The sequence below is a fragment of the Streptomyces silvisoli genome, assembly GCF_029269905.1.
In the GTDB taxonomy this organism is placed as follows: Bacteria; Actinomycetota; Actinomycetes; order Streptomycetales; family Streptomycetaceae; genus Streptantibioticus_A; species Streptantibioticus_A silvisoli_A.
Genome location: NZ_JARJBC010000006.1, coordinates 43,312 through 62,656, shown reverse-complemented (window position 1 = coordinate 62,656; position 19,345 = coordinate 43,312). Strand labels below are relative to the sequence as shown.

Genomic DNA, 19,345 nt, shown 5'->3' with positions numbered 1-19,345 from the left:
GACGGCTTCAGCGGTAGTTCAGTTCCGCCAGCTCCATGGCCAGGCGCTGCCGAAGGGCCGGAACCCGGCTCACCAAGGGCAGCAGTGTGTGGCGCACCACCCACGGACCCGTCACGATCCGCGTCATCCGGTCGGTGAACGCCACCACCCGCCGGGCCACCGGACGGCGCCGCTGCTCGTACGTCTCCAGCCGCCCCTCGGCGAGCGCCTGCCCGAGCGCGTACCCGTCCTGGATGCCGATGTTCATGCCCTGACCGCCCGCCGGGCTGTGCACATGCGCGGCGTCTCCCGCGACCAGCACCCGACCGGCGCGGAAGCGTTCGGCGACCCGGTGATGGATGCGGAACCGCGAGGACCAGATCAGCTCCCTGATCTTCCCCCGGTACGGGTCGTGTGTGTCCAACAGGCCCTGGACGTAGCCCAGTTCCGGCTTGTCGGGCGCGTCGTCAACGGTGGCGATCACCCGGTAGTGCCCGCCGGGGAACGGTGCGACGAAGAAGACTCCAGCCGCACCGAACCGCAGTGCCAGCCCCTCGTCCGGCCGGTCCTGCTCCAAGGTGACGTCGGCCAGCACGAACGACTCGCGGTACGAGCCGCCCTCGAAACCGATACCGGCCGCCTCGCGCACCACGCTGTGCATGCCGTCAGCGCCTACCACGTAGGCCGCGCGCAGGGTCTCGCCGGACGCCATGGTCAGCGTGGCACCCTCGGCGTCCTGGGCGACGGCGGTGACCTCGTACGGCCGGTGGACCGTACCGCCGAGCTGCCGCAGCCGGGAGGCGAGCACGTCCTCCGTCTCGTACTGCGGGACCACCAGGGCGAACGGGAAGCGGGTGGGCAGACCGCCGAACGGCACGCGCAGCACCTGCCGTGCGCCGTCGCGCACGGTGATCTGGTCGGCCCGGCGGCCACGGGCGAGCAGTTCCGGGGCGGTGCCCAGTTCGTCCAGCACCTCCAGGGTGCGGGCGTGTACGACACCGGCGCGCGAGGTGTGCGCGGCCTGCTCCTGCCGGTCGAGCAGGACGAAGTCGATCCCGGCGCGGGCCAGGGTGACGGCGAGGGTGAGCCCGGTCGGCCCGGCGCCGACGATGGCGACCTCGGTACGGGCGGGGAGTGCTGCGGCGTTCATGGGAACCCCCTTCAGCAGTGTGCCAACGATTGTTGGCCAACGTCTGTTGACATCGTGCGCTGATCGATGAGTCATGTCAACGCTTGTGGGCCTACAGTTGTTGGCATACCTTGGGCGGCATGTCCGACCCCCGTGAACCGGCCACCGCGGAACCCGCCACCGCGGAACCCAACACCGAGAAGCGCTCCGATCGCACCCGCGCCGCGATCCTGCGCGCCGCGCGCCAGCGCTTCGCCGCGCAGGGCTACGAGCGCACCACCATCCGCGCGGTCGCCGCAGACGCGGAGATCGACCCGTCGATGGTGATCCGCTACTTCGGCACCAAGGAGCAACTCTTCGACGCCGCGCTCACCGTCGACCTGCGGCTCCCCGACCTGACCGCCATGGCTCCCGGCGAGGTGCCGGCCACGCTGGTGCGGCACTTCCTCGACCGCTGGGAGAGCGATCCCAGCGACGACGCCCTGCTGATGGTGCTGCGCTCCGCGGTCACCAACGACCGTGCGGCGCAACGCACCCGCAGGCTGTTCTCCGAGCAGGTCGCCCCAGCGCTGGCCGCCGTCATCGGCCCTGAGGCGGCCAGCCGCCGGGCCGGACTGGTCGCCTCCCAACTCCTGGGCCTGGCTCTGACCCGCCATCTGCTGCGCCTGCCAGCCGTCACCGAGCTGACCCAGGACGAGATCGTGGAGACCCTCGCCCCCGCGATCCGGGAGACGCTGGGGCTCGGCGGATAGCGCCGCCAGCGGTGGGGTAATGGGCTCCGTGGCGTCCGGCGAACGGCCGGGCTCAAGGGAGGGCGACGGATGACCACACTCTCGTACAGCAGCGGCACCGGAACGACCCCGCTGCTCGGTGACACGATCGGCGCCAGTCTGGACCGCGCGGTCGCCGCCTTCCCGGACCGCGAGGCGCTGGTCGACATGGCGAGCGGACGGCGTTGGACCTACCGGGAGTTCGGACGCGCGGTCGACACGGTGGCGCGCGGTCTGCTGGCGAAGGGGGTCGGCAAGGGCGACCGGGTCGGCATCTGGGCGGTCAACTGCCCGGAGTGGGTACTGGTCCAGTACGCCACCGCGCGGATCGGCGCGATCATGGTGAACGTCAACCCCGCCTACCGCGCCCATGAGTTGGCGTACGCCCTGAACCAGTCCGGGGTGCGGCTGCTGGTCGCCTCGACCGCCTACAAGACCAGTGACTACCGGAAGATGGTCGAACAGACCCGGCGTGACTGCCCGGCGCTCCGGGACGTGGTCCACATCGGCGATCCGAGCTGGGACGAACTGACCGCCGCCGCCGAGACGGTACCGGCCGACCAGCCAGCCGCCGCCCAGGCGGGGCTGAGCTGCGACGACCCGGTCAACATCCAGTACACCTCGGGCACCACGGGCTTCCCCAAGGGCGCCACGCTCTCCCACCACAACATCCTCAACAACGGCTACTTCGTGGGTGAGTTGGTCGGCTACACCGAAGCGGACCGGATCTGCCTGCCGGTGCCCTTCTACCACTGCTTCGGCATGGTGATGGGCAACCTGGCCGCCACCAGCCACGGCGCCTGCATGGTCATCCCGGCACCGACGTTCGACCCCTCGGCCACGCTGCGCGCGGTGGCCGCGGAGCGCTGCACCTCCCTGTACGGGGTGCCGACGATGTTCATCGCGGAGCTGAACCTGCCGGAGTTCGCCTCGTACGACCTGTCGTCGCTGCGCACCGGGATCATGGCCGGATCGCCGTGCCCGGTGGAGGTGATGAAACGGGTGGTCGCCGAGATGCACATGGCGCAGGTGGCCATCTGCTACGGGATGACGGAGACCTCGCCGGTCTCCACCCAGACCCGCGCCGACGACGACCTGGAGCGCCGAACCGGGACGGTCGGCCGGGTGCTGCCGCACCTGGAGGTCAAGGTCATCGACCCGGTGACCGGGCGGACCGTACCGCGCGGCGAGGCGGGCGAGCTGTGCACCCGCGGCTACTCGGTGATGCTCGGCTACTGGCAGGAGCCGCAGCGCACCGCCGAGGTGATCGACTCCGCCCGCTGGATGCACACCGGGGACCTGGCGGTGATGCGCGAGGACGGCTACGTCACGATCGTCGGCCGGATCAAGGACATGATCATCCGTGGTGGTGAGAACGTCTATCCGCGGGAGATCGAGGAGTTCCTCTACACCCATCCCAAGATCGCCGACGTCCAGGTGGTCGGTGTTCCCGACGAGCGGTACGGCGAGGAGATCCTCGCCTGTGTCATCCCGCGCGACGCGGCCGACGAGCCCACCCTGGAGGAGATCGCCGCCTTCTGCCGGGGGCGCCTGGCGCACTTCAAGGTTCCGCGCCATCTGCGGATCGTGGACAGCTTCCCGATGACGGTGAGCGGCAAGGTGCGCAAGGTCGAACTGCGGGCGAACTTCGCGGGGTGATACGCGTGGTATGCCGGTAGCGCCCTGTGGATGAGGACGTTCAGAGGGAACTCATGGGTTCGTGTGCCATTCTGTGCCGCCATGACGACAGAGCAGCTCCGGCTGGACCGGCCCGCGGCCCCAGTGCGGCACGCGATGAGCAAGGTTCCGGAAGTGACCGCCTACTTCTGGATCATCAAGGTGCTGACCACCGGCATGGGCGAGACCACCTCGGACTACCTGGCCCGGGTGCTCAACCCGATGGTCGCGGTCGGCATCGCGGGCCTGGCCCTGGTGGCCGCGCTCGCCCTGCAGTTCTCCGCGCGCCGCTATGTCTCCTGGGTCTACTGGCTGGCCGTCACCATGGTCAGCGTGTTCGGCACCATGGCTGCCGATGTGCTGCACGTCGGACTGGGCATCCCGTACTTCGCGTCCACCGCGTTCTACGTGCTGGTGCTGGCCGGGATCTTCGCCGCCTGGTACGCCAGCGAGAAGACGCTGTCCATCCACAGCATCCACACCCGCCGCCGCGAGCTCTTCTACTGGGCCACGGTCATGGCGACGTTCGCGCTGGGCACCGCCGCGGGCGACATGACCGCGGTCACCATGAAGCTGGGCTACTTCTCCTCGGGCGTGATGTTCGCGGTACTGATCGCCATCCCGGCGCTGGCCTACTGGAAGCTGGGGCTCAACGAGATCTTCGCCTTCTGGTTCGCCTACATCGTGACCCGCCCGCTGGGCGCCTCGTTCGCCGACTGGATGGGCGTCCCCACCAGACGCGGTGGCCTCAACCTGGGCACGGGGCCGGTGAGTCTGGGGCTGGCGGTGGTCATCGGGCTGTTCGTCGCCTACATGGCGGTCAGCCGCAAGGACGTCTCCCGCGCCTGAAGGTGCGGGGCATCCCCTCGAAGGGGACTACACCGCCCCCAGGTAGAGCCGCACCACCCGCTTGCACTCGGCGATGAGCGACGGATCGCCTTCCGGGTCCGCCCGGAAGGCGAGTTGCAGCACCGCGTCCGCGCACTCCACCGCCACCCGCAGGGCGAGTGCCGAACCCACGTCCTCCAGCGAGCAGGCGGCCCGCAACCGCTCCGCCACCGCGGCGTTGTTGTCCAGCACGTCGTCCAGCACGTGCTGCTCCGCATCCGTGCCGGGCCGCCCGGTCAGCCCGAAGTCCACCACCGCGAACCCGGGAACCGTCCGCTTCATGGCGACGAACTCATCGACGGCCAGGTCGACCAACTCCCCGGTACCCGAAGGCGGTTGCGCCTCCACGCGCCGCGCCAGCCGGTCCAGGTACCGCTCCAGATTGCGCGCGGCCAGCGCCGCCACCAGCCCGTCCTTGCCGGCGAAGAACTGGTAGAGCGTGCCGATCGGCACCTCGGCGCGCCGCGCCACCTCACGGGTGGTGAGCCCGCCGTACCCGGCCTCGTCCAGCAGCTCCGCGCCGGCGTCGAGGATCCGCTCGAACCGTTCCAGGCTGCGCTGTTGCACGGGACGGCGGCGGAGCGGGGCGGACTTCATACCAACCACTGTGCAGGATCTGTTCTTCCAGCGGCGAGTAACTATCATGAGCCGTCCTCATGTTCGCGTGGAAGGGGCCGCGTCCATGCCGCACATCCCCGCACTGCCGCCGACGTTCCGCTGGGGCGTGTCCACCGCCGCCTACCAGATCGAGGGCGCCACCGAGGAGGACGGCCGAGGCCCCAGCGTCTGGGACGCGTTCACCGCCCGGCCGGGAGCCATCAGAAACGCGCACCACGCCCGTACCGCCTGCGACCACTACCACCGCTGGCCCGAGGACATCGCGCTGATGCGGGAACTCGGGGTGGACGCCTACCGGTTCTCCATCGCCTGGCCGCGCGTCCAGCCCACCGGGCGCGGACCGGTCAACGAGTCCGGGCTGGCGTTCTACGACCGGCTCACCGACGAACTCCTCTCCCACGGCATCACCCCGCTGCCCACACTGTTCCACTGGGACCTGCCACAAGCCCTGGAGGACGGCGGCGGCTGGCTGACCCGGGACACCGCGTACCGCTTCGCCGAGTACGCGGCACACACCGCCGACCGGCTCGGCGACCGGGTGCCCGAGTGGATCACGCTCAACGAGCCGTTCGTGCACACGGTGTTCGGCTACGCGCTGGGCCGGCACGCCCCCGGCCGTACGCTGCTGCTCGACGCCCTGCCCACCGCACACCACCAACTGCTCGGCCACGCGCTGGCCGCCCGCGTCCTGCGGGAGCGCGGCGCCCGGGTGCTGATCGCCAACAACTGCACCCCGGTGCACCCGGCGAGCGGTACCCCCGCCGACCTGGCCGCCGCCGAGGCGTACGACACCCTGCACAACCACCTCTTCAACGACCCGCTGCTGACCGGGCGATACCCCGATCTGTCCGGCTACGCCGTGGACGAGGAACTCGGCGGCGCGGTGCTCGACGGCGACCTCGCGCTGATCCACCAAAGCGTCGACGGCCTGGGCGTCAACTACTACAACCCCACCCACGTCAGCGCCCCGGCCGACGCCGGCGGCCTGCCCTTCGACCTGGTCCCGATCGAGGGTGTGCCGCGCACCGCCTTCGGGTGGCCGGTCGTCCCCGACGGCCTGCGCGAACTGCTGCTACGACTGGGCCGTCGCTACGGCCAGGCGCTGGTCCCCATCACCATCACCGAGAACGGCTGCTCGTACCCCGCCCTCGACGACACCGAGCGCGTCGACTTCCTCGACGGGCACATCCGCGCCGTGGCCGACGCGGTCGCCGAGGGCATCGACGTACGCGGCTACTTCGTGTGGACGCTGATCGACAACTTCGAGTGGGCCGAGGGCTACACCCAGCGCTTCGGTCTGGTCCACGTCGACCACACCACCCAGACCCGCACCCCGAGGACCTCCTACCGCTGGTACCGGGAGCTGATCGCCGCACACCGCGGGACGCGGCCGGGCGCGCCTGGTGCCACCATGTGATCCGGACCGGCACCGATCCCAGGGAGGGAACACATGGCGGACAGCGCGGCGACGGAGGAGTTCCGGGCGGCCCGGGACTTCCTGCTGCGGCACAGGGACGACTACCGCGCGGCCTACGACGGCTTCCGCTGGCCCAAGGCGGAGCACTTCAACTGGGCGCTCGACTGGTTCGACCGGCTGGCCGAAGGGGAGACGGGCGAGCGCACCGCGCTGTGGATCGTGGAGGAGGACGGCGGCGAAGTACGCCACACGTTCAGGGAGTTGGCCGAACGCTCCAACCAGGTCGCCAACTGGCTGCGGTCGGTGGGCGTCCGGGCCGGTGACCGGATCGTGGTGATGCTCGGCAACCAGACCGAGTTGTGGGAGACCGTGCTGGCCGCGATGAAGCTGCGCGCGGTCGTCATCCCGGCCACCCCGCTGCTCGGCCCGGCCGACCTCACCGACCGCGTCGTGCGCGGCGCCGCCCGCCATGTGCTGGTACGCGCCGCGGACACCGGGAAGTTCGACGGTGTGCCCGGCGACTACACCCGTATCGCGGTCGGCGGCGCGCCCGCCGGGTGGCTCGCCTACGAGGACGCGTACGGCGCCGACCGCGCGTTCCGGCCGGACGGGCCGACCAGTGCCGACGACACCCTGATGCTCTACTTCACCTCGGGCACCACCGCACTGCCCAAGCTGGTCGAGCACAGCCATGTGTCCTATCCCGTGGGTCACCTGACGACGATGTACTGGATCGGACTGCGGCCGGGCGACGTGCATCTGAACATCTCCTCGCCGGGCTGGGCCAAGCACGCCTGGAGCAGCCTGTTCGCGCCGTGGAACGCCGAGGCGACGGTGTTCGTGCACAACTACACCCGCTTCGACCCGGCCCGGCTGATGGCCGAGATGGACCGCGCGGGGGTGACCGGCTTCTGCGCCCCGCCCACCGTGTGGCGGATGCTGATCCAGGCCGACCTGCGGCAGTTGGGCACGCCGCCACGGGAGGTGGTGGCCGCCGGTGAGCCGCTCAACCCCGAGGTGATCGAGCATGTGAGGCGGGTATGGGGAGTGACGGTCCGGGACGGCTTCGGGCAGACCGAGACCACCCTGCAGATCGGCAACACCCCCGGTCAGCCGCTCAAGCCGGGCTCGATGGGCCGCCCGGTACCCGGCTACGCGGTGGCGCTGGTCGATCCGGTCAGCGGCGAGCCGGGCGAGGAGGGCGAGATCTGCCTGGACCTGTCGACCCGGCGGCCGGTCGGCCTGATGACCGGCTACGCGGGCGACGAGGAGCGCACCGCGGCGGCCACCGAGGGAGGCTACTACCGCACCGGTGACATCGGATCCCGGGACGCCGACGGCTACATCACCTACATCGGGCGCGCCGACGACGTGTTCAAGGCGTCCGACTACAAGATCAGCCCGTTCGAGCTGGAGAGTGCGCTGCTGGAGCACGAGGCGGTGGCCGAGGCCGCCGTCGTGCCGTCACCGGACCCGGTGCGGCTCGCCGTGCCGAAGGCGTATGTGGTGCTGGCCGAGGGCTGGGCGCCGGACGCGGCGACGGCGAAGGCCGTCTTCGCCCACTCGCGGGCGGTGCTGGCGCCGTACAAGCGGATCCGGGTGCTGGAGTTCGCCGAGCTGCCGAAGACCGTTTCCGGCAAGATCCGCCGGATCGAGCTGCGCGAACGGGCGGCGGGCGGGGTGGTGTCGGACCGCGAGTTCCGTGAACAGGACCTGCGCTGAGCGCCCCCGGCGCGCACGGGCCAACACCGCGCCCGAAGTGCGCCGTTGGCACCTGTTCATGGTGAGGTGACGGATTCCTGTCTGTCGGTGGCGCGTTCGGCCCGCGTACGTTTCCACCGCGGCCCACACGGGCCATCGGGCAAGCCGAGTCGAAGGGGGAGACGATGAGCGACGCCATCTTCCACGCGGGCACGCAGATCACCCTGAACGAAGCGCTGACCTCGGGCAACGGCCGGACCCTGCTGCGGCTACAGGAGGACCGCAACCTGGTGCTCTACAAGGACAACAAGCCCGCGTGGCAGGCGGAGAACGCCTGGTCGCACGGGAACATCCTGAAGGTGCAGGGCGACGGCAACGTCGTGCTGTACGACGAGAGCGAGCGCCCGGTGTGGGCGTCCAACACCGACGGCAACGACGGTGCGTACCTGGCCGTGCAGGACGACGGCAACGCGGTCGTCTACGACAAGGCGGGATCGCCGATCTGGGCCACCAACACCGGTGACTGACCGGCGCGGACAGACACCGGCCTGGCACGGTGGGGAGCGGCCCACCGTGCCAGGCCGGTCCGCTTGTACCGGCCCGCTCGGGCCGGTCCGCTCACGCCGGTCTGCCGCCGGGCGCGGTGCGGATCAGGTGGTCGGCGGCGTCGTTGACCGGTTGCGGGGTGCCGGTCAGGTCCATCACGAACAGCGGAACCCCGAGCTGGTCGGCGCGCAGCCGGGCGTCGTGCGCGTAACCGGCCAACGAGAAGAACGCCCCGGCGCGGTCCTCGTTCAGCGAGTTGAGCCAGAGCGTCTCGACGTCCCGCAGCGGAGTCGGCCGGGTGGCCGGATCGATCTGCGCCACCACACCGTCGCCGCGCAGGTCGATCCCGGTCGCCGAACGGTCGGCGGCCACGGCCACATCGGCGAAGCCAAGCCACTTCAGGTACTGCGACGCGGCGGTGACCGCGTCACCGCCGGTGCGGATGGTCACCGGGCGGAACGGAGGCCGCCGCACCGGCTGCGGTACGCCGGTGTGCGCGGCGCCGGAGGTGCCGGTGTGCTGGAGGGCGGCCGGCTGCGACTCGCCGGACGCCAGGTCGGACGGGCCCCGGTCGATCGGGAGCCGGATCACGGCGCCGCAGGAGCACCCGAGTTCGGGCTGCGGCCAGTCGTCGTCCCGCCCGCACGACGGGCAGCGCAGCGTCACCCAGGAGTCCTTCCAGGTCCGGTGCAGCACCAGGGTGGGCACGCCGCCGCGCAGCACGGCGATGTTCACCGGGGCGCCGCACGGACACGGGTAGGTCGGCGGGGTGAACCCGTGTTCACGGCGGCAGGCGGGGCAGCGGACGGGCACGCTTTCGGCCATTGCGGAGCTCCAGGCGGATCCGATCCGGAGGGCGGTCGTGTTACCACCATATCCGGGGCCGCGCTCGCGGTCCCGGCAGGCGGCCCCGGCGGCTGACGCCCGCACAGACGCCGGCCGCCAGGGCGGCTTCTGGTCGGGGGCGGAGCGGTACGCCCGCACCGCCGGTCCTCCACCCCTCAGAAGAGGCCGACGGCGCGGGCGAGTTGGTGCCCCCCTCTATCTGGTCCCCCTCGGGGATCAGCCTTCGCGCAGTTCGCGCACGGCGGCCTCGACCCGCTTGCCGTACTCCGGGTCGGCGGCGTGGAAGTGGGCGAGGTTGGCCTCGATCACATCGTCCCGGCTGACCTGGGAGAGGCTTCCGGCGATGTTGGCCACCAGCCGGGACCGCTCCTCCGGCGACATCAGCCGGTACAGCTCGCCGGCCTGGAAGAAGTGGTCGTCCTTGGTGTGCTCGGGTGCCGGGTGCGTACCGGTGTGGCCGGACACGGCGAGGGCGGCGGCCAGCGGCTGGTCGGTCTGCACCGGGCCGTCATAGGAGTTGGGCTCGTAGTTCTTGGCCCGCCGCCCCTGCGGGTTGGTCGCCATGAAGCCGTCCCGGCCGTAGTTGAGCGCCGGGTTCCTCGGTGCGTTGACGGGCAGTTGGGTGTGGTTGACGCCCAGTCGGTAGCGGTGCGCGTCGGCGTAGGCGAACAGCCGTCCCTGGAGCATCTTGTCCGGGGACGGGCCGATGCCGGGCACGAAGTTGTTCGGGGAGAACGCCGACTGCTCGACCTCGGCGAAAACGTTGTCCGGGTTGCGGTCCAGCACCAGGCGGCCGACGCGGTGCAGTGGGTAGTCGGCGTGCGGCCAGACCTTGGTCAGGTCGAACGGGTTGAAGCGGTAGTCGGCCGCCTCGGCCACCGGCATGATCTGCACGTAGAGCGTCCAGGACGGCTTGACGCCGCGTTCGATCGCCTGCACCAGGTCGCGCTGGTGGCTGTCCGGGTCCTTTCCGGCCAATTCGGCGGCCTGCTCGCCGGACAGGCAGCGGATGCCCTGGTTGGTCTTGAAGTGGTACTTCACCCAGAACGCCGCACCCGCCTCGTTGACCCACTGGTAGGTGTGCGAGCCGTAGCCGTTCATGTGCCGGTACGAGGCCGGGATGCCGCGGTCCCCGAACAGCCAGGTCACCTGGTGCGTCGCCTCGGGGGCGTGCGCCCAGAAGTCCCACACGTTGTCCGGCTCCTGGATGCCGGTGAACGGGTCGCGCTTCTGCGAGTGGATGAAGTCGGGGAACTTCACCGGGTCCTTGATGAAGAACACCGGGGTGTTGTTGCCGACGAGGTCGTAGTTGCCCTCCTCGGTGTAGAACTTCACGGCGAAACCGCGCGGGTCGCGTACCGCGTCCGCGGCGCCGAGGTTGCCCGCGACCGTGGAGAAGCGGATGAAGATGTCGGTGCGCTTGCCGACCTCGGACAGGAACGCGGCCCGGGTGAAGCCGGTGACGTCGTCGGTCACCTCGAAGTGGCCGTGCGCGCCCGAGCCTCGGGCGTGTACGACTCGCTCCGGTATCCGCTCGCGGTTGAAGCGGGCGAGCTTCTCCAGCAGGTGCTGGTCCTGGAGGAGCAGCGGTCCGCCGACGCCCGCGGTGGCGGAGTTCTGGTTGTCGGCGACCGGGGCGCCGGACTCGGTGGTGAGTGTGGGCTTGGGCATGGGGACCTTCCGATGGGGGTCCGTGGGTCAGGTGTCCCGGGACATTACGAACGGCTTCAACAAAATGTCAATGGTTCCGCCCGGCGGCGCGCTTGGGCGCGACAGGACAGGTCGGCGCGCCGCCGGACGGAGCTCTGTGCGCACTACGGCGCGGGCTCGAACTCCTTGACGGAGTCGATGTTCGGGCCGTGCGGGGTGTTGGCCTCGCGCTCGATCATGATCTCGACCAGCACCGGCCGGGAGGTCGAGACGGCCTCCTTGCGGGCCCACTCGATGGCCGAGCGGATGTCACCGGGCTCCCAGACCCGGCGTCCGGAACAGCCGTACGCCTCCATGAGCTTGACGTTGTCGGAGCCGTACTCGTCGTAGTGGATGTCGACCTGGTAGTTCATGTCGTAACCGATCGACGCCTGGCGGATCAGGCCCAGGTACTCGTTGTTGAGCATGATCAGCACGTACGGCACGTTGTACTGGGCGGCGACCGCGAGTTCCTCGACCATGTACTGGAAGCCGTAGTCGCCGACGATGCCGACCACCTCGTTGTCCCGGCCCTCGCTCAGCAGCGCCTTCTTGACGCCGATCGCGGCCGGAATCTCCCAGCCCAGCGGTCCCGCCTGGCCGCAGACCTGGTAGTGCCGCGGGCGGTGGGCCTTCTGGTGCTGGCCGCCCCAGATCTGGTACAGGCCGATGGCGGTGACGAAGTAGGTGTCCTCGTCGAAGATCTCGTTGATCTCCTTGTAGACCCGGGGCGCCTTGATCGGGGTGGTGTCGAAGTCCTCCCGGCGCACCAGGGTGCGCTTGAGCTCCTGGCACCGCTCGATCCACGGCTCCACGTCGGCCTTGGCGGCCCGCCGCTTCGCGGTGGCCAGCAGCGCTTCGAGGAACAGCCGGGCGTCCGAGACGATGCCAAGGTCCGGTTCGATGACCCGGCCCAACTGGCCCGGTTCGATGTCCACATGGACGAACGTGCGGTCGCCCTTGTAGGTGTCGATGTTCGCGCCGGTGTGCCGGTCGCCGAACCGGGCGCCGACAGCGAGCACGAAGTCCGCTTCCAGGAAGGACGCGTTGGCGTACTTCTGCGAGGTCTGGATGCCGGTGGTGCCCAGGTTCAGCTCGTGGTCGTCCGCGATGGCACCCTTGCCCATCAGGGTCACCTGGAACGGCACCCGCAGGTGCTCCACCAACTCCCTTAGCACTTCGCACGCTTCGGACAGGATCACGCCGCCGCCCGCCAGGATCAGCGGCCGCTCGGCGGCCAGCAGCAGGTCCAACGCGGCCTCGACGCGCGGCGCGTGGGGCGCGACGGCCGTGACCGGCAGCGGTGCGTCGATCTCGGCGTCGTACCAGATCTCCTGCCGGCCCTTGTCCAGCGGGATGTCGATCAGCACCGGCCCGGGACGGCCCTCACGGGCGGTCCGGAAGGCCTCGCGGAAGATCCACGGGATCTGCGCCGCCTCCTTGACCTGCACCGCCCACTTGGTGACCGGCTTGGCGATCTCCACGATGTCGACCGCCTGGAAGGCCTCCTGGTGCAGCTTGGGGGAGACCGCCTGGCCGGTGATGCAGACCATCGGGATCGAGTCGGCCTGCGCGGTGTACAGACCGGTGATCAGGTTGGTGGCGCCGGGGCCCGAAGTGGCGATCGCCACCCCGACCCTGCCGTTGGTGCGCGCCCAGCCGTCCGCCATGTGGGTCGCGCCCTCTTCGTGGCGGACCGTCAGGTGGTCGATACCGCCCACCACCTCCATCGCCTTGTACAGCGGGAGGATCGCGGCGCCGGGGCAGCCGAAGGCGATGTCGACACCCTCGTCCTTCATGATCTGGACGGCCGCCTGCATGGCGGGGATCTTCTTGGCAACCATGGCGGTCAGCCCTCCACCTTCTGGCCGGACAGCCGCTCCACGCAGCGCAGCAGCGCGGAGTGGTCCAGGCCGCCGTCGCCCTGGGTGCGCAGCGAGGCGATCAGCTGGGCGACGACCGCGCCGACCGGCAGCGCGGCGCCCACGTTGCGGGCGGCGTCGGTGACGATGCCCATGTCCTTGTGGTGCAGGTCGATCCGGAAGCCCGGCTTGAAGTCCCGGTTGAGGAAGTTGCCCTTCTTGCGGGTCAGTACGGTCGAGCCCGCCAGGCCGCCGTTGAGCACGTCGAGCGCGGCCGCGAGGTCCACTCCCGACTTCTCCAGGAAGACCACCGCCTCGGCGCACGCCTGGATGTTGACGGCGACGATGAGCTGGTTGGCGGCCTTGACCGTCTGGCCGGCGCCGTGCGGACCGCACAGCACGATCGTCTTGCCGAGCGCCTCGAAGATGGGCTTGGCCTGCTCGAAGTCGGCCTGCTCGCCGCCGACCATGATGGACAGCACCGCCTCGATGGCCCCGGCCTCACCGCCGGAGACCGGGGCGTCCAGCACCCGGATGCCCTTCTCGGCGGCCTTCTCGGCCAGGTCGACGGAGGTCTGCGGGGTGATCGACGACATGTCGATCAGCAGCGCTCCGGGCCTGGCGTTCTCCAGGATCCCGTGCTCGCCGTAGGCGATCGCCTCCACCTGCGGGGAGGCCGGGACCATGGTGATGATGACGTCGGCCTCCCGGACCGCCTCGGCGATCGAGGCGGCGGCGGTGCCGCCGTTCGCCGCCAGCCGTTCCAGCTTGGCCTGCTCCAGCGTGTAGCCGGTCACCTGGTACCCGGCCTTGATGAGGTTCTCGGCCATGGGGGAGCCCATGATGCCCAGCCCGATCCAGCCGATCGTCGGGCGGGTCGGTCGGGCGGAGGCCGCGAGTGCGTTGGTCATTTGGGGGTGCCCTTCGGGTGTTACGGGAAGTCAGTGGTGTGCGGCGCGCCGCGACCTGGGCAGCCACTCGAACGCGTCCGCGCTCGGGCCGTCGCCCGGCTTGTACTCAAGGCCGACCCAGCCGTCGTATCCGGCCTTGCGCAGACGGCCCAGCAGGTCGTCGAAGTCGAGTTCGCCGGTGCCGGGGAAGCCTCGGCCCGGGTTGTCGGCGATCTGTACGTGACCGGTCTTGTCGGTGTAGCGGTCGATGACCTCGTGCAGGTCCTCGCCGTTCATCGACAGGTGGTACAGGTCCATCAGGAACCTGGCGTTCCCCAGGCCGGTGGCGGCGTTGACCCGGTCCACCACCTCGATCGCCCGCGGTGCGCTGACGATCGGGCAGCGCGGGGACTCGGGGGCGTTGAGCGCCTCGATCAGCAGCACCGCGCCCACCCGGTCGGCGGCGCGGGCCGCCAACACCAGGTTCTCCAGGGCGAGTTCGTCCTGGACGGCCGGATCGACGCCGTCCATCCGGTTGCCGTAGAGCGCGTTGAGCGCCGTGCAGCCGACCGACCGCGCGAACTCGGCGGCCACGTCGACGTTGTCGCGGAAGCGGTCCGACTCGGCGCCGGGGATCGACAGCGCTCCGCGGTCCGGGCCGGGAAGCTGTCCGGCGTAGAAGTTCAGGCCGACCAACCGGGTGCCCGCGGTGCGCAACGCGTCCCGCAGGGCGTCGAGTTGCGCCTGGTCGGGAGTGGGCGCGTCGACCCACGGCCACCACAGCTCCACCGCGGTGAACCCGGCCGCCGCCGCGGCCGCGGGGCGCTCCAGCAACGGGAGTTCGGTGAAGAGGATCGACAGGTTCACATCGAAGCGCGTGTCAGGGAAACCCACCGGGATGCGCCCCTTTCCGGAATCGCACTGTCTTCCATTGCGATCTATTTCGTATCGCGGAAGTTAGTTTCTGCGTATTGGAAGAGTGGGGGATGGGTGCGGCGAGTGTCAAGTGCCGGCGTCGAGCCGCGCACGGAACCGGTTAGGTTGAGGGCGTGCGATTGAGGGTTGAGTTCACAACGGAGCCGTTCGACCTCGACGAGGCCCCGCGACATGCGGTGGTGGCGCGCGAGGTGGTGCAGGCGGCCGATCTGGACCGGGTGGACGTCGGTCCGTTCGGCAACACCGCGGAGGGATCGGCCGAGGCGGTGCTGGCCGCCGTCCGCGACCTGCTGGAGCGCAGTCTGGACGCGGGCGCGACCCGGGTGTCCCTCCAGCTCAACGTGGTGGACGAGGGGGAGGGGTGAGCATGACCGCGCCCGGTTCCCACCCGCTGGTCGACGCCGTCAAGCCGCTGGTCGACGCCATGGGTGGCGAGATGGTCCCGCCGGACGCCGCGCGGGGTGACGACGTGGTGCTCAGCTGGGAGGGTGAGCAGGTGGTCGCCGTGCGGCTGCCGCACATAGCCGACTCGCTCGATCACATCCTGGCCGACCTGGAGCGCCGCCAGGGCCGCCCGCTCGCCGCACTGGACCGCAAGGAGAAGCAGACGGTGGTGCGGATCCTGGAGGAGCGCGGCGCCTTCTCGGTGCGGCACGGAGTGGAGACGGTGGCCTCCGCGCTCGGGGTCAGCCGCTTCACCGTGTACAACTACCTCAACCGCGAGAACGCCGCGAAGGGCGGCGAGTAACCGCCCGTACACGCCGCGTGACCAGCGATTCTGGAGCCGCCGCCCGGTTTTGTCCCGGGTGGCGGCTCTTTCTGTCGCAGAAAGTTCAACAAAGTGTTGACGGCGCGTGTCGGCTGGATCTAGCTTTCCGGCAAGCCCGGTCCAGCAGGCCCTGGAGGCCGCAGATGACTTCTCGTTCCACCGCGGGCCTCGCCCGCCTCAACGCCGTCGACGACGAGACCGCCGCCCGACTGCTGCGCGAGGTCTGCGCCTCCACCGCCTGGGCGGCCGCGGTACTCGCCGAGCGCCCGTACCCCGACGCGGAGGCGTTGTTCGCGGCGAGCGACTCCGCGCTGCGCGAGATGACCGCCGAGGACCTCGGCGAGGCGATGGCCGGCCATCCGCCGATCGGCCGCCCCAAGCCCGGCGACCCCGCCTCGGCGCGTGAACAGCGCGGTATGGCCGGGGCGTCGGACCGGCTGAGGGCCGAACTGCTCGAACTCAACCTGGCCTACCAGGAGCGGTTCGGGCATGTCTTCCTGATCTGCGCCACCGGGCTTACCGGCGAGCAGATGAGGGACGCGGCCAGGGCCCGGATCGGCAACACTTCGGAACAGGAGCGGGAGATCGTCCGCGGCGAACTGGGGAAGATCAACCGTATCCGGCTGACCCGCCTGGCATCGGCGGAAGGAGACCCGTCATGACGGACACCTCCGTGTCCACGCACGTCCTGGACACCAGCGTCGGCCGCCCGGCCGAGGGCGTACCCGTGCGGCTGTCGGTCCGCGGCGGCGCCCACGCCGACTGGACCGTGCACGGCGCCTCCAGCACGGACGCCGACGGGCGCTGCAAGGACCTGCCCGCCCTCCCCGAGGGCACCACCCATGTACGGCTCCTCTTCGAGGTCGAGCCGTACTTCGAGAAGAAGCAAGCCGATGTGCAGCAGGACGCCCCCGCGAATCGGGACAGCGGTCCGTTCTTCCCCGAAGTGACGGTCACCTTCGCCGTACGACCGGGCGAGCACCATCACGTACCGCTGCTGCTCAACCCGTTCGGCTACTCCGTTTACCGAGGGAGCTAGCAGACAATGCCCACGATTCTCGGCCAGAACCAGTACGGCAAAGCGGAGAACCGCGTCGTAAGGATCACGCGGGACGGCGACACCCACCACATCAAGGACCTCAACGTCTCCGTCGCCCTGTCCGGTGACATGGAGGAGGTCCACTACTCGGGCAGCAACGCCAACGTACTGCCCACGGACACCACCAAGAACACGGTCTTCGCCTTCGCGAAGGAGTACGGGATCGACTCCGCCGAGCAGTTCGGCATCCACCTCGCCCGGCACTTCGTCACCAGCCAGCAGCCGATCAGGCGGGCGCGCATCCGGATAGAGGAGTACGCCTGGGAGCGGATCGAGACCGCGGACGGCAACTCGCGTTTCATCGGCGCCGACGAGGTGAAGCATTCCTTCGTCCGCAAGGGCCAGGAGGTCCGCACCGCCCAGATCACCTTCGACGGCGAGCGGTGGGAGGTGCTGGCCGGACTCAAGGACCTCACCGTGCTGAACTCCACCCACTCGGAGTTCTGGGGCTATGTGAAGGACAAGTACACCACGCTCAAAGAGACCAACGACCGCATCCTGGCCACCGACGTCAGCGCCTGGTGGCGCTACAACTGGACCAGCGACGAGGACCGCGCGCCCAACTGGGAGCGTTCGTACGCCCAGGCAAGGAAGCACATACTCCAGGCCTTCGCCGAGACCTACAGCCTCTCGCTGCAGCAGACGCTGTACCAGATGGGCTCGCGCGTGATCAACAGCCGCTCGGAGGTGGACGAGATCCGCTTCTCGCTGCCCAACAACCACCATTTCCTGGTGGACTTGGCGCCGTTCGGCCTCAAGAACGACAACGAGGTGTACTTCGCCGCGGACCGCCCGTACGGCCTGATCGAGGCGACCGTGCTGCGTGACGGCGTCGAAGCCCGGATACCGATGGACATGACCAACCTCTGACAGACCCTCCGCACACTCGGCACCCGGAGCACCCGACGGGTGGGGCGGCCTCCTCGACCGCCCCGCCCGGCTCCGGCACTCAAATCCCCAGGGCCATGCCGTGCCCGACCGCCAACGAACAGAACGAGGAAGCACCATGGCAGCACCGGCAGCCCAAGGCGGCGCGACGGCGCGCATCGTCATCGAGAACTGCGCCATCGCCACCGTCGACCAGCACGGCAGCGAGTACGCCCGAGGCCATGTGGTCATCGCGGGCAACCGCATCGAGTCGGTCGGCGCGGGACCCGCCCCGGCCGGTCTGGGCGACGTGGTACGGCGCGTCGACGGCGAAGGCCATCTGCTCACCCCCGGCCTGGTCAACACCCACCACCACTTCTACCAGTGGATCACCCGCGGCCTGGCCCAGGACTGCAACCTGTTCGACTGGCTGGTCACCCTCTACCCCGTCTGGGCGCGGATCGACGAGCCGATGGTCCACGCGGCGGCCCAGGGCTCACTGGCCGCGCTGGCACTGTCCGGCACCACCACCGCGATGGACCACCACTACGTCTTCCCGCGCGGCGCCGGCGATCTGCTCGGTGCCGAGATCCGCGCCGCCGCCGAGATGGGAGTGCGGTTCTCGCCGACCCGAGGCTCGATGGACCGCGGCATCTCGGACGGCGGCCTGCCCCCGGACTTCGCCGTGGAGTCCACCGAGGCCGCGCTGGCCGCGACCGAGGAGGCGATCGACCGCTGGCACGACGCGTCCTTCGACTCGATGCTGCGGATCGGCGTGGCGCCCTGCTCGCCGTTCTCGGTCTCCACCGAACTGCTGCGCGAGGCCGCCGTGTTGGCCCGTGCCAAGGGCGTGCGGCTGCACACCCACGGCAGCGAGACGGTGGAGGAGGAGAAGTTCTGCCACGAGCTGTTCGGCATGGGGCCCACCGACTACCTGGAGTCCACCGGGTGGTTGGGGGAGGACGTGTGGATGGCGCACTGCGTGCACATGAACGACTCCGACATCGCCAAGTTCGCCGAGACCGGTACCGGTGTCGCCCACTGCCCGTCCTCCAACGCCCGGCTGGCCGCCGGGATCGCCAGGGTGCCCGACATGCTGGCAGCCGGAGTGCCGGTCGGCCTCGGCGTGGACGGCACCGCCTCCAACGAGTCCGGCGAACTGGGCACCGAACTGCGCAACGCCCTGCTGGTCAACCGGCTCGGCGAGCACCGCGAGAAGGCGCTCAACGCCCGCCAGGCGCTGCGGCTTGGCACCATGGGCGGCGCCCGGGTGCTGGGCCGGGAGCGGGAGATCGGCTCCATCGAACCGGGCAAGCTCGCGGACCTGGCGCTGTGGAAGCTCGACGGAGTGCTCCACTCGTCCATCGCCGACCCGGTCGCGGCGCTGGTCTTCGGCGCCGCCGCACCACTGACCCTGCTGCTCACCGACGGCAAGCCGGTGGTGGAGCACGGTCGACTCGTGACCGTCGACGAGGACGCCATCGCCCGCACCACCCGCGCCGAGGCCCAACGCCTGGCGAGGATCGCCGGGCTCACCGACTGACGCCCGCCACGACACCGACTGAGGAGGACGGTCCCCGGTCGGCCGCGCCGCCCCCGTGCCGGATGGTCACGGCAGGGGGCGGCGCATTTCTACCCCCAACCCCTCGACCCGCACCACCT

Annotated in this window: 19 protein-coding genes; 12 read left to right on the top strand and 7 right to left on the bottom strand. The window is 70.1% G+C overall.

What is annotated here, in order from left to right:
• Positions 1–7: 7 nt before the first annotated feature.
• On the bottom strand, positions 8–1,129 hold the full coding sequence (locus tag P3G67_RS11990) for an FAD-dependent oxidoreductase (RefSeq protein WP_276093442.1): 1,122 nt from the start codon (positions 1,127–1,129) through the stop codon (positions 8–10).
• A 119-nt stretch (positions 1,130–1,248) separates the two neighbouring features.
• On the opposite strand from P3G67_RS11990, the gene P3G67_RS11985 reads away from it, so the two are divergent.
• The 3 genes from P3G67_RS11985 to P3G67_RS11975 all read left to right on the top strand — a co-directional run bounded on the left by P3G67_RS11985 (position 1,249) and on the right by P3G67_RS11975 (position 4,404).
• A complete protein-coding gene (locus tag P3G67_RS11985; protein ID WP_276093441.1) occupies positions 1,249–1,860 on the top strand; it encodes a TetR/AcrR family transcriptional regulator in 612 nt (203 codons plus the stop codon).
• Between the two features lie 69 nt (positions 1,861–1,929).
• Positions 1,930–3,537 (top strand): AMP-binding protein, encoded by a 1,608-nt coding sequence (locus P3G67_RS11980; RefSeq protein ID WP_276093440.1) that lies wholly within the window; start codon positions 1,930–1,932, stop codon positions 3,535–3,537.
• Between the two features lie 81 nt (positions 3,538–3,618).
• Positions 3,619–4,404 carry a COG4705 family protein gene (locus P3G67_RS11975; protein WP_276093439.1) on the top strand — a complete coding sequence of 262 codons (786 nt, stop codon included), beginning with the start codon at positions 3,619–3,621 and terminating at the stop codon, positions 4,402–4,404.
• Between the two features lie 27 nt (positions 4,405–4,431).
• On the opposite strand, the gene P3G67_RS11970 is transcribed toward P3G67_RS11975, so the two are convergent.
• The gene (locus P3G67_RS11970) at positions 4,432–5,040 is read right to left on the bottom strand and encodes a TetR/AcrR family transcriptional regulator (RefSeq protein WP_276093438.1); all 609 of its coding nucleotides are present in this window, start codon (positions 5,038–5,040) and stop codon (positions 4,432–4,434) included.
• A gap of 85 nt (positions 5,041–5,125) precedes the next feature.
• Here P3G67_RS11970 and P3G67_RS11965 point away from each other — a divergent pair, with 85 nt between their 5' ends.
• The 3 genes from P3G67_RS11965 (at position 5,126) to P3G67_RS11955 (ending at position 8,706) form a co-directional block, all read left to right on the top strand.
• The gene (locus P3G67_RS11965; protein WP_276093437.1) at positions 5,126–6,478 is read left to right on the top strand and encodes a GH1 family beta-glucosidase; all 1,353 of its coding nucleotides are present in this window, start codon (positions 5,126–5,128) and stop codon (positions 6,476–6,478) included.
• 33 nt (positions 6,479–6,511) lie between these two features.
• A complete protein-coding gene (locus P3G67_RS11960; protein WP_276093436.1) occupies positions 6,512–8,200 on the top strand; it encodes an AMP-binding protein in 1,689 nt (562 codons plus the stop codon).
• 164 nt (positions 8,201–8,364) lie between these two features.
• Positions 8,365–8,706 carry a hypothetical protein gene (locus tag P3G67_RS11955; protein ID WP_269856447.1) on the top strand — a complete coding sequence of 114 codons (342 nt, stop codon included), beginning with the start codon at positions 8,365–8,367 and terminating at the stop codon, positions 8,704–8,706.
• A 91-nt stretch (positions 8,707–8,797) separates the two neighbouring features.
• Here P3G67_RS11955 and P3G67_RS11950 read toward each other — a convergent pair whose 3' ends face one another.
• The 5 genes from P3G67_RS11950 to P3G67_RS11930 all read right to left on the bottom strand — a co-directional run bounded on the left by P3G67_RS11950 (position 8,798) and on the right by P3G67_RS11930 (position 14,906).
• Positions 8,798–9,550 carry a hypothetical protein gene (locus P3G67_RS11950; protein WP_276093435.1) on the bottom strand — a complete coding sequence of 251 codons (753 nt, stop codon included), beginning with the start codon at positions 9,548–9,550 and terminating at the stop codon, positions 8,798–8,800.
• A 237-nt stretch (positions 9,551–9,787) separates the two neighbouring features.
• The gene (locus tag P3G67_RS11945) at positions 9,788–11,242 is read right to left on the bottom strand and encodes a catalase (RefSeq protein WP_269856445.1); all 1,455 of its coding nucleotides are present in this window, start codon (positions 11,240–11,242) and stop codon (positions 9,788–9,790) included.
• A 143-nt stretch (positions 11,243–11,385) separates the two neighbouring features.
• Positions 11,386–13,104 carry a glyoxylate carboligase gene (gene gcl, locus P3G67_RS11940; protein WP_276093434.1) on the bottom strand — a complete coding sequence of 573 codons (1,719 nt, stop codon included), beginning with the start codon at positions 13,102–13,104 and terminating at the stop codon, positions 11,386–11,388.
• Positions 13,105–13,109: 5 nt separating this feature from the next.
• Positions 13,110–14,033, bottom strand: coding sequence for a 2-hydroxy-3-oxopropionate reductase (locus tag P3G67_RS11935; RefSeq protein ID WP_276093433.1), 924 nt, complete (start codon positions 14,031–14,033; stop codon positions 13,110–13,112).
• Between the two features lie 30 nt (positions 14,034–14,063).
• On the bottom strand, positions 14,064–14,906 hold the full coding sequence (locus P3G67_RS11930) for a TIM barrel protein (RefSeq protein WP_269856442.1): 843 nt from the start codon (positions 14,904–14,906) through the stop codon (positions 14,064–14,066).
• A 155-nt stretch (positions 14,907–15,061) separates the two neighbouring features.
• Here P3G67_RS11930 and P3G67_RS11925 point away from each other — a divergent pair, with 155 nt between their 5' ends.
• The 6 genes from P3G67_RS11925 to P3G67_RS11900 all read left to right on the top strand — a co-directional run bounded on the left by P3G67_RS11925 (position 15,062) and on the right by P3G67_RS11900 (position 19,226).
• Positions 15,062–15,313: a thiamine-binding protein gene (locus P3G67_RS11925; protein WP_269856441.1), complete on the top strand. Its 252-nt coding sequence runs from the start codon at positions 15,062–15,064 to the stop codon at positions 15,311–15,313.
• 2 nt (positions 15,314–15,315) lie between these two features.
• Positions 15,316–15,696 (top strand): helix-turn-helix domain-containing protein, encoded by a 381-nt coding sequence (locus P3G67_RS11920; protein WP_276093432.1) that lies wholly within the window; start codon positions 15,316–15,318, stop codon positions 15,694–15,696.
• Between the two features lie 164 nt (positions 15,697–15,860).
• A complete protein-coding gene (gene uraD, locus P3G67_RS11915; protein WP_276093431.1) occupies positions 15,861–16,379 on the top strand; it encodes a 2-oxo-4-hydroxy-4-carboxy-5-ureidoimidazoline decarboxylase in 519 nt (172 codons plus the stop codon).
• The gene (uraH, locus tag P3G67_RS11910) at positions 16,376–16,756 is read left to right on the top strand and encodes a hydroxyisourate hydrolase (protein ID WP_276093430.1); all 381 of its coding nucleotides are present in this window, start codon (positions 16,376–16,378) and stop codon (positions 16,754–16,756) included. The genes uraD and uraH overlap by 4 nt, the downstream gene beginning before the upstream one ends.
• Before the next feature lie 6 nt (positions 16,757–16,762).
• The gene (gene pucL, locus P3G67_RS11905) at positions 16,763–17,686 is read left to right on the top strand and encodes a factor-independent urate hydroxylase (RefSeq protein WP_276093429.1); all 924 of its coding nucleotides are present in this window, start codon (positions 16,763–16,765) and stop codon (positions 17,684–17,686) included.
• A gap of 136 nt (positions 17,687–17,822) precedes the next feature.
• Positions 17,823–19,226: an 8-oxoguanine deaminase gene (locus P3G67_RS11900; RefSeq protein WP_276093428.1), complete on the top strand. Its 1,404-nt coding sequence runs from the start codon at positions 17,823–17,825 to the stop codon at positions 19,224–19,226.
• Positions 19,227–19,345 lie beyond the last annotated feature (119 nt).

Coding starts and splice junctions, on each gene's coding strand:
- P3G67_RS11955 (WP_269856447.1), top strand. CDS start 8,365: ATGAGCGACGCCATCTTCCACGCGGGCACGCAGATCACCCTGAACGAA.
- P3G67_RS11960 (WP_276093436.1), top strand. CDS start 6,512: ATGGCGGACAGCGCGGCGACGGAGGAGTTCCGGGCGGCCCGGGACTTC.
- P3G67_RS11970 (WP_276093438.1), bottom strand. CDS start 5,040: ATGAAGTCCGCCCCGCTCCGCCGCCGTCCCGTGCAACAGCGCAGCCTG.
- P3G67_RS11950 (WP_276093435.1), bottom strand. CDS start 9,550: ATGGCCGAAAGCGTGCCCGTCCGCTGCCCCGCCTGCCGCCGTGAACAC.
- P3G67_RS11965 (WP_276093437.1), top strand. CDS start 5,126: ATGCCGCACATCCCCGCACTGCCGCCGACGTTCCGCTGGGGCGTGTCC.
- P3G67_RS11920 (WP_276093432.1), top strand. CDS start 15,316: ATGACCGCGCCCGGTTCCCACCCGCTGGTCGACGCCGTCAAGCCGCTG.
- uraD (WP_276093431.1), top strand. CDS start 15,861: ATGACTTCTCGTTCCACCGCGGGCCTCGCCCGCCTCAACGCCGTCGAC.
- gcl (WP_276093434.1), bottom strand. CDS start 13,104: ATGGTTGCCAAGAAGATCCCCGCCATGCAGGCGGCCGTCCAGATCATG.
- P3G67_RS11900 (WP_276093428.1), top strand. CDS start 17,823: ATGGCAGCACCGGCAGCCCAAGGCGGCGCGACGGCGCGCATCGTCATC.
- P3G67_RS11935 (WP_276093433.1), bottom strand. CDS start 14,033: ATGACCAACGCACTCGCGGCCTCCGCCCGACCGACCCGCCCGACGATC.
- P3G67_RS11985 (WP_276093441.1), top strand. CDS start 1,249: ATGTCCGACCCCCGTGAACCGGCCACCGCGGAACCCGCCACCGCGGAA.
- pucL (WP_276093429.1), top strand. CDS start 16,763: ATGCCCACGATTCTCGGCCAGAACCAGTACGGCAAAGCGGAGAACCGC.
- uraH (WP_276093430.1), top strand. CDS start 16,376: ATGACGGACACCTCCGTGTCCACGCACGTCCTGGACACCAGCGTCGGC.
- P3G67_RS11980 (WP_276093440.1), top strand. CDS start 1,930: ATGACCACACTCTCGTACAGCAGCGGCACCGGAACGACCCCGCTGCTC.
- P3G67_RS11945 (WP_269856445.1), bottom strand. CDS start 11,242: ATGCCCAAGCCCACACTCACCACCGAGTCCGGCGCCCCGGTCGCCGAC.
- P3G67_RS11990 (WP_276093442.1), bottom strand. CDS start 1,129: ATGAACGCCGCAGCACTCCCCGCCCGTACCGAGGTCGCCATCGTCGGC.
- P3G67_RS11975 (WP_276093439.1), top strand. CDS start 3,619: ATGACGACAGAGCAGCTCCGGCTGGACCGGCCCGCGGCCCCAGTGCGG.